Here is a 24,487-nt window from a genome sequence, read left to right as displayed (position 1 = left end):
CGAGGATGCCGGGCTGCAAGGCAGTAAATACGGTCGTCTTGGCATGGTGTGCCGTGGAAGCCATTATTCATAAGGCTTGCACGGCATATAGCCTGTAGATCGCCTTTTGAAGCGGTCTGCAGGGCAGTGATAAAAAACCGTGGCATCTCCCGGCTTTCGCGTTAATGTCGAATACCAAAACCGTTTTCGCGCCTTGCTTATTAAAAGGCAATCAACCATGAAAGGTGTGAACAAACGCGGATTGGTCGGTGATGTTTCCGGCGGCGTGACGGCCTCTTGCCGCAATTTTCCGTCTGGCAGGTGGCGTTCAATCGAGGGGCCGGGAATCTGCTTGCCTGGCTGACGGACTGAACGAAGCACAGAGCCAGGTGCTTGAAGGCTGCCTGACGAAGCGGGTGTTCGAGTCGGCGGGGTTGGTTTTCCGCAACGGCGACTTCCGGAGCAAGCTCAGGCAGGGTTTTCTGCAACTTGCTCGCTGATGTTGATACCGCCGCCGGCGATGAAGAGTTGCAGCGCCAGTTTGTCACCGCGCTCGATGGCGGCGATGAACTGTTCCTGGTTGAAATACTGCAGGCCCATTGCTGTGAGTTGGGTGCGTGCCTCCAGCGATGAAATCGCGGGCGGGGTTACAGCGGTCGGTGCCAGCGGCATCTCGGCTTCCCGTTGAGCGATCTTCTGTGGTGGCCCAATGGTCAGGGCCGGCAGGACTTCAGGGCGACTGGAGACTTGCGGTGGAACAGGAGTCGGGGTCGGTTTTCCCACCGCCACGCTGGCTTCGAGGCGTGCGAGCTTGTTGGCCTCGACAAGGTGTTCGATGCGGGCGAATACCTCGATGCGGGAAAAAGGTTTCTTCATGAAATCGTCGGCACCGATCCGCTTGGCGTAAAACTCTTCCGTCGCCTGCTCGTTGCCGCTGATCATGATCACCGGAATGTGCTGCGTCAGGGGATCGCGGCGCATCAGCCGCAGGGCGGCAAAACCGTTCATGCCGGGCAGCACGATATCGAGAAAGACCAGGTCTGGTTTTTCCTGGCGCACCAGTTCCAGACCTTTTTCAGCATCAATGGCCTCCATCGTGATGCAACCTGCCGAGCGCAGAATTTTTCTCAGCGCGGCGACGATCGTCGCCGAATCATCGACGATGAGAACGCGCCGGCCCTTGTGCGTACCGAGGCGTTTCTCGCTGCGTCGCTCTACTGGAGCAGAAGGCGACGCAATGACCCGGACCGGATCGGTCTGCGCAACGGCCTTGGGCGGCAGGGCCTTGGCCGGCGCTGTCCTGGGCTGGACAGGCTTGGGCCGCAGGTGTTTGACCGGAACAGCCTTGGGCGGCAAGGCTTGGGCCTCGGTCTTGCCAAAAAATGACAGGATCTTCGAAAAAAAGCTCATGCGGCATACCTTTCGATCAAGCTTGTGACGCGGCTAACAACTTTACCGGTTGTGCTTGTTTATTTGAATGCAGGAAGTATAAAAGAATTTTCCGTGAAACATGGCCTCTTTCGCGAGCCAGTCTCTTCGCTTTTCTCGCCAAGCCTTATCTGTCTTGGCGGAACCCACCCGAAGCGGCATTGAGAAGCGAATACAAATATCCAAGACAACGAACTCCGGGAACCAGTCGGTCCTCGCCCCTGCGCCTTAACAGGCGATTCCGTACCACCGATTCGACACATTCAGGATCGTTACGAGGAATTCCGTAAAATGTCAATGTGGTTCGAACCGCCATTTCTTGATTTATACTGAATTCCCCCTGTCCAACCAAAGAGGCAATCATGTCTACACGTGTCGCAGCCGTCCTGGCTACCGTTCTGGTTCTACCCGCTGTCACTGCGCTGGCGCAGACCAAACCACCCGTCGCCCAGTTCTGGATGGACGTTGCCACCAACAGCATGTCGATTCCCGGCATGGGCGACATGGAGTCCGGTGAAGGCGCCCTGTTTGGCGGCATGTTCGGCGGCACCAAGATGGGCGGCGGATCGCCCGGCAAGTGGCTGGATACGGCGCTCTACACGCGCCAGAAGCCCAGCGGCAGCGAGGGCACCCATGCCATTCCGCCCAGCCTGGGCATGGGCAGCAGCCTGCCCTTGATTCCTGTGGTGGCGGTGCGCTCCGCTGGCGATCACGAAGGTGGCGGCGAAAAGCCGAAGGGCAAGCTGGTGTTTTATTGGGGCTGTGGCGAGCGGGTGCGCCCCGGCCAGCCGAAGGTGGTTGATTTCTCCCGATCTGGCCCGGATGAATGGTCGCGTTTCATGGCCGGCCGCTTCGCACCGGATCGCGGCGCCAAGGCCGTTCCGGGCCGTTCGGTGTGGCCGAACGAGCGCGACCGTCAGCGCGTGCCGAACAGTTCGTCGCTCGAAGGCGATCACGCAGTCAGCGGCGATGGCGTGCCGGCAGGGCTGCGCTTCAGCTTGCGCGATGCCTACGACTTCATGCCCAAGATCAACATGAGTACGGCCGGCGACCCCAAGGCGTCGGTCAACGTCAGTTGGCAATCGATCAATGCGGCCCAGGGCTACTTCCTCACCGCCATGGGTGCTCGCGGCGAGGAGGAGATGATTATCTGGAGTTCCAGCGAAGAGCCCGATCCTGGCTGGGGCTTGATGGATTATGTGAGTCCGGCGCAGGTCAAGAAGCTGGTCAATGAGAAGGTGGTTCTGGCGCCGAGCATTCAGAATTGCGCCATTCCGGCGGGCATCTTCGGTGCGGTCGAGGGCGCCATGGTGCGCATGATCGCCTACGGACCGGAACTCAATCTTGCCCAACCGCCACGGCCAGCCAATCCCGACTGGGCGGTGCGCGTGCGCGTCAAGTCGACCGGCATGACCATGCTCGGCATGGATGAAAAGGGTGGAGGACGCCGCTCCTCGGGGAGGAGCCAGGATTCATCGTCGCCGCAGGAAACGCCGGGCGTCGGTACGGTGCTCAAGGGGCTTTTCGGCCTTTAGCCGCTAGTTTTCATGTCTTTCGGGGAGAGGCGCGCATTAGCCCGCGCGCCTTTTGACCTGCTGAATGGCTTAGAGGCCAGATCGATTTTTTATGCCTAAAAAGCCAGCCGGGGAAACCCCCGCCAAGAAAATCCCGCGTGCCGCAGCGGCCGAGAAAACCGGCCTGCATCCGCGCAACAAGCATCGGGGACGCTACGACTTCAAGCAACTCGTCGAATGCTGCCCGGAATTGGCGGTTTTTGTGGCGTTGAATGCGTACGGCGATGCTTCCATCGATTTCGCCAATCCCGATGCTGTCAGAGCGCTTAACCGCGCTCTGCTCAAGCAGATTTATGGCGTCACGGGTTGGGACCTGCCGCCGCAGTATCTGTGCCCGCCCATTCCCGGGCGTGCTGACTACCTGCACTACCTGGCGGATTTGCTGGCGATCAGTAACGGCGGTGTTGTTCCCTGCGGCGAAGCGATCCGTGTGCTCGATATCGGCGTTGGTGCCAACTGCGTCTATCCGTTGATTGGCCATGGCGAATATGGCTGGCACTTTGTCGGTACGGACATCGACCGCGCCGCGCTGGCCAGTGCACAGATCACGGTCGACGCCAACAGCGGGCACCGGGACGCCATCGAACTGCGATTTCAGCCGTCACGCTCGGCCATCTTCAAAGGCGTGCTGCAGGCCGACGAACTGTTCGACCTCGTCATGTGCAACCCGCCGTTTCATGCCTCGCTCGACGCAGCAAGAACCGGCAGCGAGCGCAAGTGGAAGAACCTTGGCAAATCTTCTCCGAGTGAAAAGGAACCGACGTTGAATTTTGGCGGGCAGGGAGACGAGCTTTGTTGTGTGGGTGGCGAGGAAGGCTTCGTCAGCAGGATGATCGCCGAGAGCATGCAGATTTCAAACAGTTGCTTGTGGTTCACGGCGCTGGTTTCGAAGTCATCCAGCCTGCCGGCGGTCTATCGCGCGCTGAAAAAAGCCGATGTGCAGGACAGTCAAACCATCGAGATGGCGCAGGGGCAGAAGAAAAGCCGAATCGTTGCCTGGACCTTCCTCAATGAGCGACAGCGGCAGGCATGGCGGAACCAGCGCCGCGGTGAGTCGTCGTAGCCAATTACAGGGAATGCACGGATTCTCCTGAGCCCGGTTGTTGCCCGTTTCCTTGATCTGCGTCATCCCGAGGCGTGCCGGGGCGGGTGTTATAATCGGCTGCTGTCTCGCCTGAACAGCAAACTCCTTAACTTCCGCACACTTAATGTCGCTTTTTACTCTGGGCATCAATCACCGCACGGCGCCGCTCTCGGTTCGCGAGCATTTGGCGTTTCATGCCGAGGAGTTGCAGCGGGCGCTGCTCGACCTGGTAAATTGCGGGCGCGTCAATGAGGCGGCGATCCTGTCGACCTGCAACCGTACCGAGCTTTACTGCCAGGCCGAAACCCCGCAACTGGCCATCCAGTGGCTGGCAGATTACCGCCACGTGCCGCACCATGAGATGGAACCTTATCTCTATACGCATCCGGATCGCGCTGCGGTGCGCCACGCCTTTCGTGTGGCCAGCGGGCTTGATTCGATGGTGCTCGGGGAACCGCAGATTCTCGGCCAGATGAAGGATGCCGTGCGTATCGCCAAGGAGGCGGGTACGCTCGGCGCAACCTTGAACAAGCTGTTCCAGAATTCCTTTGCCGTGGCCAAGGATGTCCGCTCGACCACCGCCATCGGCAGCAACATCGTCTCCATGGCGGCGGCGGCGGTGCATCTGGCGGAGCGCATCTTCGAGCGCATTGCCGATCAGCGCGTGCTGTTCATCGGAGCCGGCGAGATGATTCAGCTTTGCGCGACGCACTTCGCGGCGCAGAAACCAAAGCAGATGGTCATTGCCAACCGCACGATCGATCGTGGCCGGGTGCTGGCCGATCGTTTCGGTGCTACGGCGATTCGCCTGGAAGAAGTCGGCGAGCGCCTGGCGGAATTCGATATCGTCGTTTCCTGCACCGCCAGCCAGTTGCCGATCATCGGGCTGGGGTTGGTTGAACGTACCGTCAAGGCGCGCCGTCACCGCCCCATGTTCATGGTCGATCTGGCCGTGCCGCGCGATGTCGAGAACGAAGTGGGTGATCTGGACGACGTTTTCCTTTATACCGTCGATGACCTGGCGCAGGTTGTCGAGTCCGGCCTCGAATCGAGGCAGTCGGCGGTAGTCGATGCCGAGGCGATCGTTGCGGCGCGCGTGGACAGCTTCCTGCTCTGGCTGCAAACGCGCGAAACCGTACCGGTGATCCGGTCGTTGCGCGATAACGCCGAACGTACCCGTCGCCACGAAATGGAGCACGCGCTCAAGTTGCTGGCCAAGGGAGAAGATCCGGCGAGCGTGCTTGATCAATTGTCGCATCGGCTGACCAACAAGTTTCTGCATGCGCCGACGCAGGCCCTGAATCAGGCCGATGGCGACCGCTGCGAGTTGCAGGCGCTGGCGACGCGCCTGTTTCACCTGCATCCGGAATCACATCCTGACTCCCACTACGGCGAGTAGCTTTATCCGGCGCAGTTCCACCGGAAACTCTTCATTCTGATTGCTTCCCCCATGAAACAAACTATTCGCGACAAACTTGAGAATCTCGTCGGCCGCCTGGACGAACTGGATCGCATTCTGGCCAGTGGCGAGGCGACGCGTGACATGGATCAGTACCGCAAACTGACGCGGGAACATGCCGAGCTCGGTCCGGTGGTCGGGCTTTACCAGACCTTCCGGCAGACCGAGGAGACCATGCAATCGGCACTCGAAATGATGGCCGATCCAGAAATGAAGGAGTTGGCCGAAGATGAAATGAAATCGGCCAGGGAGCAACTGCCGGAGATCGAGAGCGATCTGCAGAAATTGCTGCTGCCGAAGGATACCAATGACGAGCGCAATGTTTTCCTCGAAATTCGAGCCGGAACCGGTGGCGACGAATCGGCACTGTTTGCCGGCAATCTTTTTCGCATGTACACGCGCTTTGCCGAGCGCCAGCGCTGGCAGGTTGAAATCATTTCAGCCAGCGAATCGGATGTCGGCGGCTACAAGGAAGTCATTTCGCGCATCAGCGGCAGCGGCGTGTACGCCAAGCTCAAGTTCGAGTCCGGCGCCCACCGCGTGCAGCGTGTGCCGGAAACTGAAACGCAGGGCCGCATCCATACTTCGGCGTGCACCGTAGCCGTGATGCCGGAGGCCGACGAACTGGAAGAAGTGCAGATCAATCCGTCCGAGATCCGCATCGATACCTTCCGCGCTTCGGGCGCCGGTGGTCAGCACATCAACAAGACCGATTCGGCGGTGCGCATCGTCCATCTGCCGACCGGCATCGTCGTTGAATGCCAGGACGGCCGTTCGCAGCACAAGAACAAGGCGCAGGCCATGTCGGTGCTGGTCGCGCGCATCAGGGACGCGCAGGAACGCGAGCAGCACGACAAGATTGCTTCAACGCGCAAGAGCCTGATCGGAAGCGGCGACCGTTCCGAACGTATTCGCACCTACAACTTCCCGCAAGGGCGGGTGACCGACCATCGCATCAATCTGACGCTGTACAAGATCGACTCGATCATGGACGGCGATCTCGATGAACTGGTCGGCGCGCTGGCCAACGAGCATCAGGCCGAACAACTCGCGGCTCTGGCCGGCCCGGAATAAACGCATGATCGTTGCTGCAAGGGGTGCTCAAATTGGTGCTGCCTGGCGCCAAGCCAGCCAGCGCATTGACCGGCTCGATGCGAGGCTGCTGCTCGAATACGTTTGTGCCTGCACGCATGCCGATCTGATCGGGCATCCTGAACGAGAAATGACCACCGCGCAGTCGGCTAAGTTCGATGCGTTGCTCTCGCGTCGCGAGGCCGGCGAGCCGCTGGCATATCTGCTCGGCAGTGCCTATTTCTGCGGGCTTGAATTTGCCGTCTCGCCGGCGGTGCTGATTCCCCGGCCGGATACCGAAGTGCTCGTTGATCAGGCAATCAGGATTGTGAAGGCGTGGTGCCAGGAGCGCGCCGCACCGCGTATTGTCGATCTGGGTACCGGCTCGGGAATTGTCGCCATCATGTTGGCGCGGCTTTGCCTGTCAGCCGCGATTACAGCGGTTGATGTATCAGCAGCTGCGCTTGATGTGGCGCGTGCCAATGCCGAACGGCACCGGGCACAGATCCTTTTCCTTGAAGGTGACTGGTTCGCCCCGCTAGGCGGAGAGTGGTTTGACCTGATCGTTTCGAATCCGCCTTACGTGGCCGATGGCGATCCGCACCTGCAGCAGAATGGTCTGCCGTTCGAACCGCAGAGCGCTTTGACCGATGGTGTCGCTGGTGGCGATGGGCTGGCTTGCATTCGCACCATCATTGCAGGCGCGCAAAGCCATCTTTTGCCTGGTGGCTGGATGATTATTGAACACGGCTACGATCAGGCGGTCAAAGTCACACAAATACTGCGGGCGGCTGGTTTCGAGGATGTCGCTTCCTGGCGTGACAGTGCAGCGATTGTAAGGGTCAGTGGCGGGCGCCAGCCGAACTACTGATTTCTGTTTGTTTTACTCAACTATGAAGAGGTTTTTAATGAACGTGCAGCAACTGATCAAAGAGCAGGTAACAGGCAATCCGGTGGCGCTTTATATGAAGGGAACGCCGAAGGCGCCGATGTGCGGTTTTTCAGCAACAGCCGTACAGATCCTGCAAGCCTGCAATCTGCCGCTTTTTTTCAGCGTCAATGTGCTTGAGGATCAGGCGATCCGTGACGGTGTCAAGGAATTCGCCAATTGGCCGACTGTTCCGCAACTTTATGTTCGCGGTGAATTCATCGGCGGCTGCGACATCATGCGCGAGATGTATCAGAGCGGTGAACTGAAAACCTTGCTCGAAGGCATCGCCGCACCGGATTGATCGTTCGTTGGAATATCAGCCATCGAGTTCTTCCTGGCGGTTCTTTCGCCGTGAGTATTGAGGATTAACGCGGGATATTGCAAGCGGGAGAACGGTATGAAGAGAGTTTTTTCAGCTTTGGCACGTACGGCGCTTGTTGGTATCGCAGTGCTGCTTGCAGCCTGTGCCGGTTACAGCGGCAGCAACCTCAAAGCCGGTGTGGCGACCTTGCCGGAGGTAATCGCCTCGATGGGTGAGCCGGCAATGCGCTGGAAGGACGCCGATGGACGTGAGCAACTGGCTTATCCGCGCGGGCCAGCCGGGACGCAGACATTCATGGCGTTCATCGGGGCGGATGGCCGTCTGGAGCGGATTGAGGGTGTGCTCGACATGGACCACTTTGCGCGCATCGTAGCCGGCAAGAGCGACAAGGAAGCGGTTTTGCGTCTGCTCGGACCGTCGCAGCCGCAGTGGACAGCCTATTTCAAGGCGCGCGACGAACTGGTCTGGGAGTGGCGCTTCTGCGACACCTGGAACCGGCTGGCGCGTTTTGACGTTCTTTTCGACGCCACCACTGGCATCGTACGTACGACCTACCAGCGCCCCGATCTCATGGGGCCGAACAACGTGGCGCCGTTCTGCGGGCACTGACCCGTTTAACGTGAAAGTCGCGCAAGCGACTCTTGAACCTCCCCTCGCACTCTGGGAGAGGGGTCGGGGGTGAGGGAGACGGGCAGGGCTTTCATTACTTGGAGTGCCTGTCAAAGGCATGCCAGTTAAAACGCCGCCAGCCGGGCGTTGGAGAGTTCGAGACGGCTGGTCAGGACTTCGAGGAAGGATTGGTAGAAATGCATGCGGCAGGGTTCTGAGGCTTGCTTCAGCGCCTCGCCCTTGACCGTGAGAATCTTCGATTCGGTCAGCGCGACGACATCGGCACCACGCGTCTGCGTCTTCTTGCTGATCACGGCCATTTCGCCGAAGCAGTCGCCGGTGGTCAGCAGGTTGAGAATCCGGCCGTTCTTGGTGACCTTGAGTTCGCCCTCGGCGAGGAAACAGAAGAAATCTCCGGGGTCGCCGTCGTGCATGATCGTCTCTTCGGGAGAAACGCTGCTCCAGTGCGAGAAACCCAACACTTCCCAGATATCGGCATCGGAGAAGTCGGCAAAAAATGGCAGTTCGCGCAGCGTGTCGAATTTTTCTGAATCGGCAAAATCGCGTGCTGGTGCCTTGAGTTGCTTGTTGCGAAACGCCTGCGCCAGATCATGGGCGAATTCTTCCCAGGTCTGGTAACGTTGCCTGAGGTCCTTGCACATGGCTCGGGCAACGATGGTGTCGAGCACTTCCGGGATATTCTTGCGCAGAAAGGAAGGTTTGCTTGGCTCGGTGTTGATGATCTGGTAGATGATGTTGTAGTTGGTGCTGGCCTGAAACGGGAGCTGGCCGGTGAGCAACTGGAACATCACTACGCCGAGCGAATAAATATCCGTCTGGTGATCAAGCGGCAGTTCCCTGACCTGTTGCGGTGACATGTAGGCCGGTGAGCCGATGCCCGAAACCTGCGTGCGCTCGGGGTTTTCGATGAGGGCGGCGCCAAAATCAGAGATTTTGATGTCGGCAGAATTCGGGTTGGTGCCGGCAAAAAGGATGTTGGCCGGCTTGATGTCGCGATGCGTGATGCCGATGCGGTAGGCAAAATCGAGCGCCCGTGAGCACTTGAATATGATTTCGACGACGCGTTCGATGGGCAACAGCTTGTCCGGCGTGGTGAAGTCTTCCAGCGTGCCGCCGGGAACGTATTCCATCACGATGTAGCAGAGATCGTCGGCGACGACGGCATCGAAGATCTGGACGATGTGCGGGTGTGACAGTTTGCCGACCAGCGAGGCTTCGGTGAGAAACAGATGCGTGTAAAGCTTGCCGCGCTCGGGATTTTTCAGGATTTCCGGAAAGGCGATCTTGATCGCCACGTCGCGCTGGGTAAAGGGGTCGTTGCCCAGATAGACCGTCGCCGTGGCGCCACGGCCAATCTCGCGAACCAACTCGTATTTGCCGATCTTTCCTTGTTGTGCGGGCTGTTTCACAGCTGCTCACGAGCACGCGCGATGGCCGCGCGAACCTGTTCGGGCGCGGTGCCGCCGATGTGATTGCGCGAGGCCAATGAACCCTCGACGGTGAGCACGGCAAAGATGTCTTCGCCGACCAGCGGGGAAAACTTCTGCAGTTCGGCCAGCGGCAGTTGCGGCAAGTCGACGCCAAGTTCCTCGGCGCGGCGCACGGCCAGCCCGACGGCTTCGTGCGCATCGCGGAAAGGCAGGCCCTTGCGCGTCAGGTAGTCGGCCAGGTCAGTGGCCGTGGCAAAGCCCTGGCGCAGCGCATCGCGCATGTTGTCCGGGCGGGCGCTGATGCCGGTGATCATGTCGGCATAGATGCGCAGCGTGTCGGTCAGCGTGTCGACGGTGTCGAACAGCGGTTCCTTGTCTTCCTGATTGTCCTTGTTGTAAGCCAGTGGCTGGCCCTTCATCAAGGTCAGCAGGGCGGTCAGGTGGCCATAGACGCGTCCGGTCTTGCCGCGTGCCAGTTCGGGTACGTCCGGATTCTTTTTTTGCGGCATGATCGAACTGCCGGTGCAGAAGCGGTCGGCAATTTTCACGAAAGCGAAGCGCGGGTTCATCCACAGCACCAGTTCTTCGGACATGCGCGAGAAGTGCATCATCAGCAGGGCGCTGGCAGCGCAGAATTCGATGGCGAAATCGCGGTCGGAAACCGCGTCGAGCGAGTTCTCGCAGACGCCGTCGAAGCCGAGTTCGGCGGCGACAAACTCGCGGTCAATCGGGTAAGTCGTTCCGGCCAGCGCTGCGCCGCCAAGCGGCAGGCGATTGGTGCGCTTGCGCACGTCACAAAAACGCTCGGCATCGCGCCGCGTCATCTCGAACCAGGCCAGCAGGTGATGGCCGAAGGTGATCGGTTGCGCCACCTGCAGGTGGGTGAAGCCGGGCATCGGCGTTGCCGCTTCGCGTTCGGCGAGATCGAGCAGGTTGAACTGAAACTGCTTGAGCAGCACCAGAATGTCGTCGATCGAGTCGCGCAGATAGAGGCGGATGTCGGTCGCCACCTGGTCGTTGCGCGAACGGCCGGTGTGCAGGCGCTTGCCGGCATCGCCGACGAGCGTGGTCAGGCGTTTTTCGATGTTGAGATGAACATCCTCAAGGTCGAGCGACCACTCAAAAGTGCCTGATTCGATCTCGGCTACGATCTGCGCCATGCCGCGCTGGATGTCAGCCAGATCCTCGCTTGAAATGATGGCTTGCCTGGCGAGCATCCGGGCGTGGGCGAGCGAACCGCGAATGTCCTGGCGCCACATGCGCTTGTCGAAGTCCACCGAAGCCGTGTAGCGTTTGACCAGATCGGACATCGGTTCGGAGAAGCGACCGGCCCAAGTATATTGAGTAGGAGAAGTAGGTTGCGATTGGCTCATGATGAAAGCAGGTTGGTGGGCTAGAATGGCTCATGGAACCCTGACAGGCACCCCCCCCTCCAGCAAATGCCAAGTATAAAGCAAAACCCGGCGGGCCATCCGCTGCCGGATTTCCGTAATTTTGGCGTCATGCTGCGCATACTGCTCGGCGTGAATCTGCTGGCGTTTGCGGCGGCGCTGGTGCAAAGCGCTGGAATTATTGATTGTGTGCAACGCTATGTCGATATGGCGGCCTGGGTGCAACCCTTGCTGCTGTTCAATCTTTCGCTGCTGGCGCTGCTTGGCAATCTGCTGCGGCGCTTGCCGCCGTGGGCCGGGCAGGCAGTGGTGGTCTTTCTGGCGGCTGCTTCTTCATTCCTGTTGCTTGATTTCTGGAGCTTCATGGCGGTTGATGATGGTGGCTGGCAGCGTTTGACGCGAGCCGCCTTGTTGGGAGGGTTGTGTGCCGGGGCGATGCTTTTTTACTTTGCGTTGCGTGCCAAAGCCTTTTCTCCGGCGCTGGCCGAGGCCCGCCTGCAGGCGCTGACGGCGCGTATCCGCCCACACTTCCTGTTCAACAGCCTGACCGCCGTTCTCTCGCTGATTCGCGCCGAGCCAAGGCGCGCCGAGACGGCGTTGGAGGATCTGGCCGATCTCTTTCGTGCCCTGATGCGCGACCACCGCGACTTGTTGCCGCTGGCCGACGAAATTGCCTTGTGTCGCCAGTATCTCGATCTCGAAAAACTGCGCCTTGGTGAAAGGCTCAACGTCGAGTGGGAGATCGCCGATGTGCCGGTCGATCTGAAGGTGCCGCCGCTGATGTTGCAGCCCTTGCTGGAAAACGCCGTTTATCACGGAATAGAACCGTCGGGCGATGCCGGCAAGCTGCACATTCGCTTTGCCCGAAGCGGTGACGAACTGCACATCGATCTGTCCAATCCTTGCCGCAGCAGCGATGCAGCGCTGACCGGCAACCGCATGGCGCTGGCCAATATCCGTGAGCGACTGGCGCTGTACTATGATCTCGAAGCGCGCCTGGAAACGAGCGAGGTGACACTTCCCGGCGGTCTGCACGAGTACCGTGTGCATATTGTTTTACCTTGCCGGAGCATGAAATCGTGACTACTGCTTTGAGCAACAATGAGACGCTGACTGTGATGATCGTCGACGACGAGGCGCCGGCCCGAACGCGACTCCGTGACCTGCTCGCTGACATTGCGGCGGAGGTGCCGAACGCCGTGGTCGCCGAGGCGGCCAACGGACTGCTGGCCGTGGAGGCCATCGCCGAAGGATCCGTTGATGTGGCGCTGGTCGATATCCGCATGCCGAAGATGGACGGCATCGAACTGGCGATGCACCTCGCGCAGCTTGAACATCCGCCGGCGATCATTTTCGTTACCGCTTTTGACAGCCATGCGGTACAGGCCTTCGAACTCAACGCCATCGATTACCTGGTCAAGCCGGTACGCGCGCAGCGCCTGGCTATCGCCATGCAGAAGGTGCGGCTGAATGTCTGGCAGAAGCACCCGGTGATCGCGCCACAGGTGCTGGCGACACTCCAGCAGGGCGCTCGTACGCACCTCTCCTGTCACGAGCGCGGACGCCTGCTGCTGATCCCGTTACCGGACATTCTTTACCTCAAGGCCGACCTCAAATACGTGACCGCACGCACCATCAGCCGGGAGTACCTGCTCGATGAATCGCTGACGCATCTTGAAGAAGAGTTCTCCGAGCGTTTCATTCGCCTTCATCGCAGCGCACTGGTGGCCAGGGAAGCGATCACCGGCTTCGAGAAGAACGCGGCCGAGGATGCCGATACTCAGTGGCAGGCGCTGCTGCGTGGCATCCCCGAAAAACTTCCGGTCAGCCGTCGGCAATGGCCACTGGTCAAGTCCTACGCCCGATTGCTGAGTACCTGATCTATTTGCCGGAAGCTGTGTATGCACGGGCCTGCAAGGCAAGCAGGACGGCCATCTTCAGGCTTGTTGCCGTGCAAGGCAGTGTTCATGCGGTTCTCTGGTCATGTTGCTCGTAAAGCGCCTGTTGATGCGGTCTGCAGGGCGCCTTGTTTAGAGTTTTCGTCAAATGTCGGGCCTGCATCATCTCCCTGGGCTAGGCGCACGGAGTCCGCATGCTAGAATTCTGATCGTTTTTTCATCTGACTTACTTCAGGACAATTTTGGACGGCGCCGCGCCGGGCATGAAGCGGCGGGTTGAGTGTTCTCGGTGCAAGCAGGTATCCTGTATTTCGACGTAATGCCTTATTAAACAATTTGGTAAGCGACATGAACGACGCAGGGTCAGGGAGACTGGCACCATAATATTGATGTAATACTGTCTCCCAAAAAATTAGTCATCTTAACTTTTCGGAGTCCACAAATGCCTCATCAAAATCGTGTTGACCCTTTGGGACAACTGCATGCGGTTAGTGCCAAAGGTGCTTTCCTAGGAAATCGAGGCATTCTTCACAATGACCAACAGGAAATCGTTGCTCAATGGCGAAGCAAAGCGTGGATTACTTGCCAGCTTGAATTTAAGGGCAGAGAGATCCGTGTCAAGGGGGAAGAGAGCCGTGTTTTTGCACAAGATTCTTACTCTGAGTTGTTTTTTCTTGACGAAGCAACCGCTTTCTCGGCGGGGCACCGGCCATGCGCAGAATGTCGCCGAGACAGATTCAACGAATTCAAGGCCGCATGGATCGAATCAAATCGCGAAATTCTCCTGGCAGAGAACCCAGCAATCGCTGAAATCGACAAGATCATACACGCCGAGCGGGTCGCAGAGGGAAAACGCAAACGCACCTACGACGCACAAGCTGGCAGCTTGCCGGCGGGAACGATTATTGAGGCCGAGGGGAAAGCTCTTCTTGTCTGGCGAGGAAAGCTATTGCCTTGGTCATTTGTAGGTTATGGTCGAAGCCAAGCATTAGTTTCACCGTCAACATTAGTTCAAGTCCTCTCGCCCGCGTCTGTGGTGAGAGTGTTCGCACCGGGTTTCACACCTCAAGTCCATGTCTCCGCATACAGCTAACACTGCGCTCAGAGTCTGTGAAGAAATGCCTGAACACCTACCGCAGAGGTGCAGAGCCACAGAGGTTCCGCAGAGAAAACCTTTAGAAATATGGGGGCTTTTCGTTTTCTCTGCGCCTTTGTCCCTCTTCAGGTAGGCTTCGCGCCGTCTTTGCGGTGGATTCTTGATATTTTCACAGGCTCACAGAGGACGCTAACCGAAAAAGCCTCGCAATGCACTTTGGCTGGAATGTTGAGCTTTTTCGATTAATTTTGCTATTCTGGCGCCATGAAAATACGCGATATATTGATCATGCTTCGGGCCGATGGCTGGTTTCTTGTCGCTACGGCCGGCAGCCATCGGCAGTTTAAACATCCAGTCAAAAGTGGTCGCGTTACAGTTGCCGGGAAACCCAGTGATGATTTAGCTCCCGGCACGTTGAACAGCGTTCTCAAACAAGCCGGACTGAAGGGGTAATAACATGCGCTACGCTATCGTCCTCGAAAAAACAGAAAACAACTATTCCGCTTACGTGCCTGACCTTCCCGGCTGCGTTGCTACCGGAGAGACTGTAGAGGAAACCGAGAACCAGATTCGTGAGGCTATCGAACTTCACATTGAAGGGCTTCGTGAAGATGGCTTGGCTATTCCTCAGCCAGCAAGCATCGTTGAGTATCTTGAAATCGCAGCCTGACCTTCAGCATAACAGGCGCAAGCAGCCGCTTGAGTTCAGGTTTTTTACACACCCTTGCCATATGGCCACAACACTTTAAAAATAGTGTGCTTCAAGTCCGCTGGCTTCCACCCAGCCTTCGCCCCAAGGGGCGGGGAATTGAACTCATGGAGATTTACGGCTTGCTTTTTTCATCTGACTTATTTCAGGACTCTGCCTTGAAAAACCATCTCCCCGTACCGGCGCGTATCGTCATCGCTTCGCGTGAGTCGCGCCTGGCCCTGTGGCAGGCCGAGCATATCCAGGCGCGTCTTTCTGAACTGCATCCACTGAGCCGTGTCGAGATTCTTGGCATGACCACGCGCGGCGACCAGATCCTCGATCGGCCGCTTTCGAAGATCGGCGGCAAGGGGCTGTTCATCAAGGAACTCGAAGTGGCCATGCAGGAAGGCCACGCCGACCTCGCCGTGCATTCGCTCAAGGACGTGCCGATGGAGATGCCGGAGGGTTTTTCGCTGACCGCCATTCCGGCCCGAGAAAATCCGTGCGATGCCTTCGTTTCCAACAAGTTCGACAGACTTGACGCACTGCCGGCCGACGCCGTCGTTGGCACCTCCAGCCTGCGCCGCGAAGCGATATTGCGTGCCAAATACCCGCAGTTCCGGATCGAACCGCTGCGCGGCAACCTCGATACCCGTCTGCGGAAACTTGACGAAGGGCAGTTCGACGCCATCATCCTGGCCGCAGCAGGTCTGATCCGCCTCGGCCTCAAGGCGCGCATCAAGGCCATCCTGACCCCCGAGCAGTCGTTGCCGGCTCCGGGGCAAGGGGCGCTCGGTATCGAGGTTCTGTCCTGCCGCGAGGACGCCATAGCGGCGGTGGCGCCGCTCAATGATCCTGATACAGCCCATTGCGTCTGTGCTGAACGTGCCTTTTCACGCGCCCTCGGCGGCAGTTGCCAGGTGCCGCTCGGCGGCTTTGCCATTCTGGAAAATGGCGTGCTGTGGCTGCGCGGTTTTGTTGCTACCCCGGACGGCCAGCAGATGGTCAGCGGCGAGTTGCGCGGAATGCCAGAGGAAGCCGAGGCCATCGGTCAGCGTCTGGCGCAACAGTTGCGCGAGCAGGGCGCCGATGCGATTCTGGCCTCGCTTGCCTCCTGCCAATGAACAGATAATGAAAAAACCGTTGCAGGGCCGACGGATTCTGGTCACGCGTCCTGCTGCCCAGGCCGGAAAACTGGTCGAGATGATTGCTGCACAGGGTGGCCAGTCGTTGTGCTTTCCCTTGCTCGATATCGGCCCTCCTGACGATCCGGCACCCTTGCAGCAAGCGATTGCGCGGCTCGACGACTACACCATCGCGGTCTTCATCAGCCCGAATGCGGTCGACTTCAGCGTGCCGCTGATCCTTGCCCGGCGCCGGTGGCCAGCGACCTTGCCGGCGGCAGCGATCGGCCAGAGCACCGCCGCACAGCTTGCGGCCTGCGGCATCTTGCATGTCATCGTCCCGGCAACACGCTTCGACTCCGAAGCGCTGCTTGAACTGCCGGCTTTTCAGGCCGCATGCGTTGCCGGCAAGAAGGTAATGATCCTGCGCGGCAACGGTGGCCGGGAGTTGCTGGCTGATACGCTGCGCGAACGCGGGGCGCAAGTCGATTGCGTCACCTGCTATCACCGTTCGGCGCCTGTTGATGGAGCCCCTATCCTGTCGCTGTTGCGCAACAAGCAGGTCGATGCACTGACGATTTCTTCCAGCGAAGGTTTGCGCAACCTTTTGGCTTTGCTCGATACTGACGGCTGTGCGCGGTTGCGTGCCTTGCCGGTGTTTGTTCCCCATCAGCGCATCGCCGAAGTGGCCGCCGGGCTTGGTTTGCAGAGAGTAATTCTGACCGGACCGGCGGATGCCGGTATCATTGAAGGCTTGTGCGAATATAATTGGTTTCACCATGAATGATTCTGTCGATCAACAACCCGCTCCTTCCACTGCTCCCTCCACTGCTCACGCTACCGAACCTGCCCCATCGGTACCCGCCGTGACGGCGTCGCTGGCGCAAGAATCGAGCAAGCCGTCGAGCAATCCCTTCTTCAGCGCGTGGAGAAATCCGTGGCTGATAATTGCGCTGATTGCGCTGGGTCTGGCCGCCTGGCAGTGGGTCGAGACACGTATCCGTCTTGCCGATACCCAGCAAGAGATGGCACGCCGCTTATCCGAAAGTGACACCGTCGCCAAGGAGAGCCGCGCCCTGTCCCGTCAGGCGCAGGAGCAATTCACCGTGTTGCAGGGGAAACTGGGCGAACTTGAAGGGAAGATCGCCGAATCGATCAGCCAGCAGGCCACGCTCGAGAAACTCTATCAGGACCTGGCGCGCAGCCGCGATGAGTGGGCGTTGGCGGAGATCGAGCAAAGCGTGACGCTGGCCGCACAGCAGTTACAACTCGCCGCCAATGTGCAAGGAGCGGTGCTGGCGTTGCAGGCCGCCGATGCTCGCCTGGCAGGCAATAGCCGCCCTCAGTTCATCCGTTTGCGCAAAGTGCTGCTGCGCGATCTGGATCGGCTGCTGGCACTGCCACAGGTTGATCTGCCCGGGATCAATTTGCGTCTTGAGGGTCTGCTCTCCGCCGTCGATGCGTTGCCGCTGGCGGTTGATGTCCGTCCGCGCGATCAGGCCAAGCCCAAGGATGCGGCCAGAGTTTCTTTGGCGGCAGCGAGTTCGCTGACGTTCTGGAAGGAGATGGCCGCCGAGTTCTGGAGCGAACTGCGCAGCCTGGTCCGCATCCAGCGCTTCGACCGCGACGAACCGGCTTTGCTGGCGCCGGGGCAGGCCTTCTTCCTGCGTGAGAATCTCAAATTGCGTTTGCTGAATGCCCGTCTGGCGCTATTGGCGCATGATCAGTGGACATTTCGCAACGAAATCAAGCAGGCCCACTTCTGGGTCGATCGCTATTTTGACGGGCGTGATAAATCGGTACAGACCGCAGAGGAATCGCTCAAACAACTTGCCGCGACCGAGATCAACATCGAATTGCCTAACCTTAACGAGAGCCTCTCGGCGATCAAGAATTTCAAGCTCGGCAAGGAACGTAAATGAAGGGCCTGCTCTGGGTGCTGACGCTTTTTGCGTTGGCGGTGGGCGTTTCGCTGGCGGCGCATTTCAACGATGGCTACGTTCTGCTGGTGTTCCCCCCGTATCGTGCCGAGATATCGCTTAATTTTGCCATTCTGCTCATCCTGACCGCCTTCGTGGTGCTTTATGTGCTGTTGCGCGGCGCTTCACTGACGCTTTCCTTGCCAACGCGCGTGCGCGAGTTTCGGGAACGACGCCTGCGCGAGAAAACGATCGGGACGTTTCACGATGTCGTGCGCCTGCTTTTTGAAGGCCGTTACAGCCAGGCCATGAAAAAAGCCAGCGAGGCCCATGCCGCTGGCCAATCACCGGCGCTGGCCGCGTTATTGGCCGCCCGTTCGGCGCAACGTCTGCATGAGCCCTACAAACAACAAGCCTGGCTTGAGCGAGCCGCGCTGGATGATCCGAAACTGCAGCCGGCCTGCCTGATGCTTGAGGCGGAAATGCAAGTCGAGATGCAGCGTTTTGACGAAGCCGTCTCGGCGTTGAAGCGTCTGCAGGAAATTTCCGGTCGCCACATCGCCGCACTGCGCCTTGAGTTGCGTGCGCAACAGGGCTGCGGCAATTGGGACGAGGTGCTGCGTATCGCCCGCTTGCTTGAGAAACGCAATGCCCTGTTGCCCGAGTTGGCACAAGAAATCAAGCTCAAGGCGCATCGTGAAAATATTCGCCAACGTCGTTCCGATCTTGCCCGGTTGCAGGCGTATCAGCGAGAGATGCCGTCACGGGAGGGAAGTCCCCGGTTGGCGCGCGCCTACGCCGAAGCGCTGATGGAACTTGGCGCGGATGCCGATGCGCAGCGCTTTATCGAGGCCCAACTCGACGTGGAATGGGATTCCAGGCTGGTGAGCCTCTACGGGCAGAACCGTGGTGGTGACCTGACCTCGCGCATTGCCTGCGCCGACAAGTGGTTGCCGCAACACCGAGATGATCCCCAACTGCTGCTTGCACTGGGCCGCATGTGTTTGGCGCAACGTCTGTGGGGCAAGGCGCAGAGCTTCCTGGAAGCAGCACTGTCGCTCTCCGAGGCGCGCGAAGTGCGTCTCGAACTGGCGCGCCTGTTTGAAGAGACCGATCGATCAGACGAAGCGATGCACCATTACCGGGCCGCTGCCGGTGAGCATTTGGTCGCTCAGTAATTTCGGCTATCAGAATTTCATGATTGATATGCGCATAGTGTTGTGCATCTCAACACATTGATCCTGGAAACCTCAGTCTGCCCACGAAACTCACGAAAGAAACTAAATTAATAGTTTGCTGTATTTTCTATATCAACCCTTTGGGTGGCAATCCGACCCATGGCCGTCAGTGGGAAAAATAGGCCGCTCTATGGCCTCATCCAATACATTTCCATGTAAAAAACCTCAGCCCAAGGGGTCGACCATTGATTACCTTTCCCTCATGCGACTAGTCGCGCCCCATCAAGCTGCGCAGTAAAGCACTGCACACACCGGTAGCGACCAGTAGCAATCCGAGCAACGGTCCGAAAGGCTGGTCAAGTACAAGTGCCAGAGCGAAGGCAGCGACATAAGCGAGAAAAGCACTGCTCAATGCCAGCAGCAACGCCCCGTGCCAGCCGTTGCCCCAGTTGAAGGCAATCAGCGGCGGCACGAAAATCAGGGCGAAAGCGCCCATGACGCCGACGCTCATGGTGGCCAATGCCAGCGCACCGGCAACAAGCAGGTCGAAGACAAAGTGGGCACGGCGTTCGGACAACCCTCTGGCCCGGAAAAAGTCTGGGAAAAAATGCGCCAGCAACAGGCGGCGGGACAGCCAGCGCAGGGTAAAAAACGACAGCAGCGCAAAGCCCCCGGCGCTGACCAGATGCGAGCGCTCGGTGAAATAGAGCTGGCCGTCGAACAGCGCGTGGCCCATGCGCTCGGCGAGCGGCAGGTTGGCCACCAGCAGCACCGAAATGCCCCAGCCGAGCAGCAGCAGCATGGCGTAGGCGGCGCCCTGGGTGCCGCGCGTGGCACCTTCGAAAGCGTGCTTGAGTGTGGCAGCCAGACCGGCGGCGGCCAGTCCGCCAAGCGCCAGCGGTAGCCCGAACAGCATGGCCAGCAGCGAGCCGGCTGCGGCAGTCTGGGCAAAAGCCAGCGCCGCCAGCCACTCGTCGCGCAGACGCAGGTAGCAGCCGAGCAGCGGCAGCAGAATGGCGAAAACCAGGCCGGTGATGAAAGGCTCGGCGAACAGCGGGTCGAACAGCAAGTCGGCATTCATCCGAGCACCAGCGTGCGATCACAGACGGCGTCGATGAACCGCGCGTCGTGGCTGACCACCAGCAGGCCGGCGCCCTCGCCCGCTCGCTGGCGCAACGCGACTTCGAGAAATGCGACGCCTTCCGGGTCAAGATTATTGGTCGGTTCGTCAAGCAGCACGACATCGGCTGGCGCCTGCAGGCAGGCCCACAGATAAAGGAATTGCAACTGGCCGCCGGACAGACGATCCAGCCGTTCGCTGAGGCGCGACGCCAGCCACGGCGGCAGTCCTTCAGCGCCGGCGCCGGTCAGGGCCAGCAGTTCGGCGCCGTTGAATGGAACGCCATCGATCTGCGGCGGCTGTTGTTGCTGCAGCGAAAGACGAAGCCCGGGGCGCTTGTCGATGCGCCCGGAAAAAATTCTCGCCGATCCGCTCAGGGCGGCAAGCAGCGTCGATTTGCCGCAGCCATTCGGGCCGACGAGACCCAGCACTTCACCACCGCCCAGCCGCAGCGACACCGGGCCGACTACCGGCCGCGTATAACCGGCGCTCAGGGCATCGATTTCGAACAGGGCGGCGGCGCTCATCCTTGCAAGCCTTTGAGCAGGCGGCGAAGCGTATCGTCGTACAGTGAAAACAGGTCTTTTGCTTCCGGCGTACCGCCAACGGTGAACGGTAGCGTTACCGCAGGAATTTTGGCCCGCTCGGCGATCCAGCGCGAGGGAGCATCGTATTGATAGGCCGGGAGAATGACCATTTTCGCCGGCTGCGTGGCCTGCCGCGCGACGATTTCGGCGAGATAGGCACTCGACGGCTCGACGCCTGCTTTCGGTTCCAGACGGCCGACTTCCTTCAAGCCCAGCCAGTTCTGCAGGTAAGGGAAAGCCTTGTGCTGAACCAGGATCGGCACGCCCCTGAGCGGCGCTCCTTCCTTCTCCCAGCGCGCAATGGCGCTACGCAACTTGTCGGCGAAGGCCTTGTAACCGGTTTGATAGGCCACCGCATTGGCCGGGTCGATCTCGGCCATGCGCGCGCTCAACGCTTCGCCGACCTTGAGCAGATTGCGCGGATCGGTCTGGATGTGCGGGTTGCCGGCGGCATGCACGTCGCCATGCGCACGGTCGAGAACGGCCGGAATATCGAGCATGTTGACGTAGCGCGCCGCTTCGAAATAGCCGGGCTGGCCGGGCTGGATGCGCGCGTTGCCGGACTCGCGGACGACCATCGGCAACCAGCCGACCTCGAGCTCGGCGCCTGTTGCCAGCAGCAATTGCGCCGAACGCGCCTGGGCGATCAGCGAAGGCTTGGCATCGATGCGGTGCGGGTCTTGCAGGCCGTGCGTTGCGTTGTAAACCTTGACCTGGTCGCCACCGATTTCCTGCGCCAGCGCGCCCCACTCGGGAACCGTGGCAAAAACCTTGAGGGCGGCGTGGGCCGGCAGCGTGGCCAGGGCCAGTAACGCTGATAGTGCGATTGCATAGAGGCGTTTCATTGCTCGCTCCTTAATATTTGTGGGCAGCGTGGGCGCCCAGACTCATGATGTACTGCAACCAGACCTGATTGTCCGTGGCTTCGGGGCGCGTTTTGTCCTGCGCGTATTGCAGGCGAAAACGTGAAAATTCGTCCGGCGTCCAGTCCATCATCAGCGTATTCCGCTTCGGATTGAAGTCGTTGAGCAAAGGGAATTCAGTGGTGAACGGGTCGTGTCCGAAATTGGGGTTGCCCGAGTTGAGCTGGTCATAGCGATAACCGATACGCCAGTGCGGCATGAACTGGTAGACGGCCTGCGCGTAGAAACCCGACTGGCGATTGTTGAAACTGCCACTCTGCGTCCCTTGGTTGGTAGCGTTCACATCGTAGACCAGCGACCCATCTTCCGACTGGTTGAAATATTCCCCTTGCAGCTTCAGGTTCTGCCGGCTGGCATCGCCGTTCGGCGCCCATTTCCAGATAAAGTCGGCGATCCAGGTTTTGCTGGTGCCGGAAAAACTGTAGGTGGTGTTGACATTCAGCGGATTGACGTTCAGCGGATCGTCATAGCTGCGATCCTCCGGCCGGGCATAAAAATACGAAAGGCCGGCACGCCAACTGTTCGAAACATTGACATCGCCGCCGACATGCGCGTAGACGGCACCCGACATCAGGCCGTTCTTGTTTTTCGTGTCGTCGGTCGCCGGGAAGCTGAGTGCGCGCGCCGCCTCGGCACCGACTTCGAAGTAGGTTTCGCCAGGTGCCAGCCAGCGCGCCTGCACGCCGTCCATGCCCAGTTGGCCGCCGAAAAATGCCTGGTACGGTAGCGGCGCGTTGGAGAAGTCCCAGACGTGCGGATGCAGCTCATTCAGATAGCCGACATTGGACAGGAATCGACCGGCCTTCAATTTGAAACCATTGCCCAGACCGAGCGTCTGGAAGTTTGCTTCCTCGACGCCAAGCGTGTCGTCCGGAGCGATGGCCAGCAGCAGGGTACCGCGGAAGAGATGGTTGATATTCCCCGAAATCGCCAGCTCGGATTCGCCAAGGTTGAAACTGCGCGCATTCGGCAGCAACTCACCGTTTGACGGCATGAAGCCCTGCAGACGCCGCTGGCCAGGGTCTTGCGAGAGATTGGTGTAATTGCCGACAAGAACCAGCGAAAGCTCCGGATTGAAGCTGTTGGCCGACGCCGGCCGCTGGGCGGCCTGTTGCGCCACGGCCTGGGCCTGCGAGGCATTGGACTCGGCTTTGCCGGCGGTTGTTTCGGCTTGCACCAGACGATTTTCGAGTGCGGCGATGCGCTGCTCGTAGGCGTCTTTCATTTGCTTGATTTGCTCGCGGATTTCGGCGAGATCGGCATTGCCGGCGGCATGAGCCGGGAATGCAAAGGACAGCGCGGCGACGAGCGCCGTGATCACGGGGGTACGCATGATTTCTCCTGAAAGGAATGCAGAACACCGCCCTGAGGCGGCAGGTTTGCGCTTCAATCAGGCGGCAGGAGGAGCGCGGGCGCGCGGGGAAACGGCAGACGGGGAAAAGACAGGAACGTTGACGTCGGCCGGTGTTGCGAAATCGGCAGTGCATAGCACGATGCAGGGCGAAGCTGAAACAAGCGTCGCGCCGAGATTCTGTGCCGCGAGACACAACGCACAGACGTGATCCGGCGAGTGGTCGGCATCGTCAAAGCGCAGGTGCTCGACGGCATGCGACAGCGCGCCTACCTGAGCAAACAGCAGCAGGAGAGCAAAAAGCGCGTGCCGCAGGTTTTTCATTTATTGCTTCGCTGCTGCGCTATTGGCACTATTGGCGCAGTTGGCGCAACGCCCGCGCAGGTCGAAATCCATGCGCGACAACGAGAAGCAGGCTGGGAGGATCGGCGCGGCAGGCGGTGCGGCATCGAGACAAAAAACCCCGCCGCAGTGCTCACAACGAAAATGGATGTGCGTCGTATGCTCCCCATCGGCGGCGGCCGAGAAGCGAAAGACGCGATGGACATCCGTATTCTTGTGCGCCAGACCGCTATCGACCAGCCAGTCGAGCACGCGATAAAGCGTTATGCGGTCGAGCGCCGAGGCACCAAGCGCCAGTTCAATCTCGTTGTGCGTCAGCGCCGTCGGTGCCCCGCGCAGCATTTGCAGCACCCTGATACGCGCCGGCGTCGCACGCGCACCGGTAAGGCGAATGTGCTCGGCAACAACTTCATCGCTGAGGAGAATGGGAGAGGACACAAAAGGGATCCGACCAGAGAATTTTGATTGACGATTTAACCATAGCCATATCTCAGATGCAACATTGTTGCAATAACGACGTGTAATCAACAGCCTTCCAGACTCTCAGCGGCTGTGAAAATATCAAGAATCCACCGCAGAGACGAAAATGGCCGAACCGAGACGAACAGTGGTGCCGAAAGCTCGAAGCACAGGGCATTGTGCGCTGCACTGCAGAGTATCAATCACAAAATCCGGATACCCGCAAATTCAAGCCATAACAACTCTGGAAGGCTTGCGAATAGGCGTTCTACAAGCAGTAGAGCTGCAGATCAAGCAAATACGCCACTCTTCAGGCACCTTGCCTGAAGATCGTTTATTCATAAGCTCCCCAGGAAGTGCCGTTTTGGCGCTGCCCGGAACAACGGCCTTGAAAGCAATCTGGCTGACTTGCCTGGCTGAGCAAAAGGAGATATCACGAATGCCAAGTCTCAGACTTCCTGATCCAGTCCGTATTTATTCAGTATTTATAGGAAATTAGT

Annotated in this window: 25 protein-coding genes; 16 read left to right on the top strand and 9 right to left on the bottom strand. The window is 59.2% G+C overall.

Annotation, left to right across the window (positions count from 1 at the left end; all coding sequences use genetic code 11):
- Positions 1 to 447 precede the first annotated feature (447 nt).
- Positions 448 to 1,389, bottom strand: coding sequence for a response regulator (locus ACOYNV_RS14110; protein WP_422900426.1), 942 nt, complete (start codon positions 1,387 to 1,389; stop codon positions 448 to 450).
- Positions 1,390 to 1,769: 380 nt separating this feature from the next.
- Here ACOYNV_RS14110 and ACOYNV_RS14105 point away from each other — a divergent pair, with 380 nt between their 5' ends.
- The 7 genes from ACOYNV_RS14105 (at position 1,770) to ACOYNV_RS14075 (ending at position 8,457) form a co-directional block, all read left to right on the top strand.
- Positions 1,770 to 2,942 (top strand): hypothetical protein, encoded by a 1,173-nt coding sequence (locus ACOYNV_RS14105; RefSeq protein ID WP_422900425.1) that lies wholly within the window; start codon positions 1,770 to 1,772, stop codon positions 2,940 to 2,942.
- 91 nt (positions 2,943 to 3,033) lie between these two features.
- The gene (gene rlmF / locus ACOYNV_RS14100) at positions 3,034 to 4,044 is read left to right on the top strand and encodes a 23S rRNA (adenine(1618)-N(6))-methyltransferase RlmF (RefSeq protein ID WP_422900424.1); all 1,011 of its coding nucleotides are present in this window, start codon (positions 3,034 to 3,036) and stop codon (positions 4,042 to 4,044) included.
- Positions 4,045 to 4,189: 145 nt separating this feature from the next.
- Entirely contained in the window at positions 4,190 to 5,464 is a 1,275-nt protein-coding gene (gene hemA, locus ACOYNV_RS14095) for a glutamyl-tRNA reductase (RefSeq protein WP_422900423.1), read from the top strand.
- A 51-nt stretch (positions 5,465 to 5,515) separates the two neighbouring features.
- Entirely contained in the window at positions 5,516 to 6,598 is a 1,083-nt protein-coding gene (gene prfA / locus ACOYNV_RS14090) for a peptide chain release factor 1 (RefSeq protein WP_422900422.1), read from the top strand.
- A gap of 4 nt (positions 6,599 to 6,602) precedes the next feature.
- Positions 6,603 to 7,466: a peptide chain release factor N(5)-glutamine methyltransferase gene (gene prmC, locus ACOYNV_RS14085; protein ID WP_422900421.1), complete on the top strand. Its 864-nt coding sequence runs from the start codon at positions 6,603 to 6,605 to the stop codon at positions 7,464 to 7,466.
- Positions 7,467 to 7,503: 37 nt separating this feature from the next.
- The gene (grxD, locus tag ACOYNV_RS14080; RefSeq protein WP_422900420.1) at positions 7,504 to 7,827 is read left to right on the top strand and encodes a Grx4 family monothiol glutaredoxin; all 324 of its coding nucleotides are present in this window, start codon (positions 7,504 to 7,506) and stop codon (positions 7,825 to 7,827) included.
- A 96-nt stretch (positions 7,828 to 7,923) separates the two neighbouring features.
- Positions 7,924 to 8,457, top strand: a complete 534-nt coding sequence (locus ACOYNV_RS14075; RefSeq protein WP_422900419.1) for a hypothetical protein — start codon at positions 7,924 to 7,926, stop codon at positions 8,455 to 8,457.
- 125 nt (positions 8,458 to 8,582) lie between these two features.
- On the opposite strand, the gene ACOYNV_RS14070 is transcribed toward ACOYNV_RS14075, so the two are convergent.
- Positions 8,583 to 9,887, bottom strand: coding sequence for a protein kinase domain-containing protein (locus tag ACOYNV_RS14070; protein WP_422900418.1), 1,305 nt, complete (start codon positions 9,885 to 9,887; stop codon positions 8,583 to 8,585).
- A complete protein-coding gene (gene argH, locus ACOYNV_RS14065; protein WP_422900417.1) occupies positions 9,884 to 11,281 on the bottom strand; it encodes an argininosuccinate lyase in 1,398 nt (465 codons plus the stop codon). Before argH ends, ACOYNV_RS14070 begins: the two co-directional genes overlap by 4 nt.
- Before the next feature lie 66 nt (positions 11,282 to 11,347).
- Between argH and ACOYNV_RS14060 the strand changes: the two genes are divergently transcribed.
- From ACOYNV_RS14060 to ACOYNV_RS14020, 9 genes are all read left to right on the top strand, one after another.
- Positions 11,348 to 12,382, top strand: a complete 1,035-nt coding sequence (locus tag ACOYNV_RS14060) for a sensor histidine kinase (RefSeq protein ID WP_422900416.1) — start codon at positions 11,348 to 11,350, stop codon at positions 12,380 to 12,382.
- The gene (locus ACOYNV_RS14055; protein WP_422900415.1) at positions 12,379 to 13,179 is read left to right on the top strand and encodes a LytR/AlgR family response regulator transcription factor; all 801 of its coding nucleotides are present in this window, start codon (positions 12,379 to 12,381) and stop codon (positions 13,177 to 13,179) included. Before ACOYNV_RS14060 ends, ACOYNV_RS14055 begins: the two co-directional genes overlap by 4 nt.
- 460 nt (positions 13,180 to 13,639) lie before the next feature.
- Complete coding sequence (locus tag ACOYNV_RS14050; protein WP_422900414.1) at positions 13,640 to 14,290, top strand: hypothetical protein; 651 nt, start codon at positions 13,640 to 13,642, stop codon at positions 14,288 to 14,290.
- Between the two features lie 267 nt (positions 14,291 to 14,557).
- Positions 14,558 to 14,746, top strand: a complete 189-nt coding sequence (locus ACOYNV_RS14045) for a type II toxin-antitoxin system HicA family toxin (protein WP_422900413.1) — start codon at positions 14,558 to 14,560, stop codon at positions 14,744 to 14,746.
- Positions 14,747 to 14,750: 4 nt separating this feature from the next.
- Entirely contained in the window at positions 14,751 to 14,963 is a 213-nt protein-coding gene (locus ACOYNV_RS14040; RefSeq protein ID WP_422900412.1) for a type II toxin-antitoxin system HicB family antitoxin, read from the top strand.
- A gap of 197 nt (positions 14,964 to 15,160) precedes the next feature.
- Entirely contained in the window at positions 15,161 to 16,108 is a 948-nt protein-coding gene (gene hemC / locus ACOYNV_RS14035; protein WP_422900411.1) for a hydroxymethylbilane synthase, read from the top strand.
- Between the two features lie 7 nt (positions 16,109 to 16,115).
- Complete coding sequence (locus ACOYNV_RS14030; protein WP_422900410.1) at positions 16,116 to 16,895, top strand: uroporphyrinogen-III synthase; 780 nt, start codon at positions 16,116 to 16,118, stop codon at positions 16,893 to 16,895.
- Positions 16,888 to 18,030, top strand: coding sequence for a uroporphyrinogen-III C-methyltransferase (locus ACOYNV_RS14025; RefSeq protein ID WP_422900409.1), 1,143 nt, complete (start codon positions 16,888 to 16,890; stop codon positions 18,028 to 18,030). The genes ACOYNV_RS14030 and ACOYNV_RS14025 overlap by 8 nt, the downstream gene beginning before the upstream one ends.
- The gene (locus tag ACOYNV_RS14020) at positions 18,027 to 19,205 is read left to right on the top strand and encodes a heme biosynthesis protein HemY (protein ID WP_422900408.1); all 1,179 of its coding nucleotides are present in this window, start codon (positions 18,027 to 18,029) and stop codon (positions 19,203 to 19,205) included. The genes ACOYNV_RS14025 and ACOYNV_RS14020 overlap by 4 nt, the downstream gene beginning before the upstream one ends.
- Before the next feature lie 268 nt (positions 19,206 to 19,473).
- On the opposite strand, the gene ACOYNV_RS14015 is transcribed toward ACOYNV_RS14020, so the two are convergent.
- The 6 genes from ACOYNV_RS14015 to ACOYNV_RS13990 are packed head-to-tail and all read right to left on the bottom strand — an operon-like array spanning position 19,474 to position 23,966.
- Positions 19,474 to 20,286 carry a metal ABC transporter permease gene (locus tag ACOYNV_RS14015; protein ID WP_422900407.1) on the bottom strand — a complete coding sequence of 271 codons (813 nt, stop codon included), beginning with the start codon at positions 20,284 to 20,286 and terminating at the stop codon, positions 19,474 to 19,476.
- The gene (locus ACOYNV_RS14010; RefSeq protein ID WP_422900406.1) at positions 20,283 to 20,852 is read right to left on the bottom strand and encodes an ATP-binding cassette domain-containing protein; all 570 of its coding nucleotides are present in this window, start codon (positions 20,850 to 20,852) and stop codon (positions 20,283 to 20,285) included. The genes ACOYNV_RS14015 and ACOYNV_RS14010 overlap by 4 nt, the downstream gene beginning before the upstream one ends.
- The gene (locus tag ACOYNV_RS14005; RefSeq protein ID WP_422900405.1) at positions 20,849 to 21,757 is read right to left on the bottom strand and encodes a metal ABC transporter substrate-binding protein; all 909 of its coding nucleotides are present in this window, start codon (positions 21,755 to 21,757) and stop codon (positions 20,849 to 20,851) included. Before ACOYNV_RS14005 ends, ACOYNV_RS14010 begins: the two co-directional genes overlap by 4 nt.
- A gap of 10 nt (positions 21,758 to 21,767) precedes the next feature.
- On the bottom strand, positions 21,768 to 23,168 hold the full coding sequence (locus ACOYNV_RS14000) for a hypothetical protein (RefSeq protein ID WP_422900404.1): 1,401 nt from the start codon (positions 23,166 to 23,168) through the stop codon (positions 21,768 to 21,770).
- A 57-nt stretch (positions 23,169 to 23,225) separates the two neighbouring features.
- Positions 23,226 to 23,510 carry a hypothetical protein gene (locus tag ACOYNV_RS13995; protein ID WP_422900403.1) on the bottom strand — a complete coding sequence of 95 codons (285 nt, stop codon included), beginning with the start codon at positions 23,508 to 23,510 and terminating at the stop codon, positions 23,226 to 23,228.
- Positions 23,511 to 23,966, bottom strand: coding sequence for a Fur family transcriptional regulator (locus ACOYNV_RS13990; RefSeq protein WP_422900402.1), 456 nt, complete (start codon positions 23,964 to 23,966; stop codon positions 23,511 to 23,513). It abuts the gene before it with no gap.
- Positions 23,967 to 24,487 lie beyond the last annotated feature (521 nt).

It is taken from the genome of Propionivibrio sp. (assembly GCF_049316945.1).
In the GTDB taxonomy this organism is placed as follows: domain Bacteria; phylum Pseudomonadota; class Gammaproteobacteria; order Burkholderiales; family Rhodocyclaceae; genus Propionivibrio.
The sequence above is the reverse complement of the archived record's forward strand: the minus strand, read 5'-3'. Positions and strand labels throughout refer to the sequence as shown.

Coding starts and splice junctions, on each gene's coding strand:
- ACOYNV_RS14110 (WP_422900426.1), bottom strand. CDS start 1,389: ATGAGCTTTTTTTCGAAGATCCTGTCATTTTTTGGCAAGACCGAGGCC.
- ACOYNV_RS14105 (WP_422900425.1), top strand. CDS start 1,770: ATGTCTACACGTGTCGCAGCCGTCCTGGCTACCGTTCTGGTTCTACCC.
- rlmF (WP_422900424.1), top strand. CDS start 3,034: ATGCCTAAAAAGCCAGCCGGGGAAACCCCCGCCAAGAAAATCCCGCGT.
- hemA (WP_422900423.1), top strand. CDS start 4,190: ATGTCGCTTTTTACTCTGGGCATCAATCACCGCACGGCGCCGCTCTCG.
- prfA (WP_422900422.1), top strand. CDS start 5,516: ATGAAACAAACTATTCGCGACAAACTTGAGAATCTCGTCGGCCGCCTG.
- prmC (WP_422900421.1), top strand. CDS start 6,603: ATGATCGTTGCTGCAAGGGGTGCTCAAATTGGTGCTGCCTGGCGCCAA.
- grxD (WP_422900420.1), top strand. CDS start 7,504: ATGAACGTGCAGCAACTGATCAAAGAGCAGGTAACAGGCAATCCGGTG.
- ACOYNV_RS14075 (WP_422900419.1), top strand. CDS start 7,924: ATGAAGAGAGTTTTTTCAGCTTTGGCACGTACGGCGCTTGTTGGTATC.
- argH (WP_422900417.1), bottom strand. CDS start 11,281: ATGAGCCAATCGCAACCTACTTCTCCTACTCAATATACTTGGGCCGGT.
- ACOYNV_RS14060 (WP_422900416.1), top strand. CDS start 11,348: ATGCCAAGTATAAAGCAAAACCCGGCGGGCCATCCGCTGCCGGATTTC.
- ACOYNV_RS14050 (WP_422900414.1), top strand. CDS start 13,640: ATGCCTCATCAAAATCGTGTTGACCCTTTGGGACAACTGCATGCGGTT.
- ACOYNV_RS14045 (WP_422900413.1), top strand. CDS start 14,558: ATGAAAATACGCGATATATTGATCATGCTTCGGGCCGATGGCTGGTTT.
- ACOYNV_RS14040 (WP_422900412.1), top strand. CDS start 14,751: ATGCGCTACGCTATCGTCCTCGAAAAAACAGAAAACAACTATTCCGCT.
- ACOYNV_RS14030 (WP_422900410.1), top strand. CDS start 16,116: ATGAAAAAACCGTTGCAGGGCCGACGGATTCTGGTCACGCGTCCTGCT.
- ACOYNV_RS14025 (WP_422900409.1), top strand. CDS start 16,888: ATGAATGATTCTGTCGATCAACAACCCGCTCCTTCCACTGCTCCCTCC.
- ACOYNV_RS14020 (WP_422900408.1), top strand. CDS start 18,027: ATGAAGGGCCTGCTCTGGGTGCTGACGCTTTTTGCGTTGGCGGTGGGC.
- ACOYNV_RS14015 (WP_422900407.1), bottom strand. CDS start 20,286: ATGAATGCCGACTTGCTGTTCGACCCGCTGTTCGCCGAGCCTTTCATC.
- ACOYNV_RS14010 (WP_422900406.1), bottom strand. CDS start 20,852: ATGAGCGCCGCCGCCCTGTTCGAAATCGATGCCCTGAGCGCCGGTTAT.
- ACOYNV_RS14005 (WP_422900405.1), bottom strand. CDS start 21,757: ATGAAACGCCTCTATGCAATCGCACTATCAGCGTTACTGGCCCTGGCC.
- ACOYNV_RS14000 (WP_422900404.1), bottom strand. CDS start 23,168: ATGCGTACCCCCGTGATCACGGCGCTCGTCGCCGCGCTGTCCTTTGCA.
- ACOYNV_RS13995 (WP_422900403.1), bottom strand. CDS start 23,510: ATGAAAAACCTGCGGCACGCGCTTTTTGCTCTCCTGCTGCTGTTTGCT.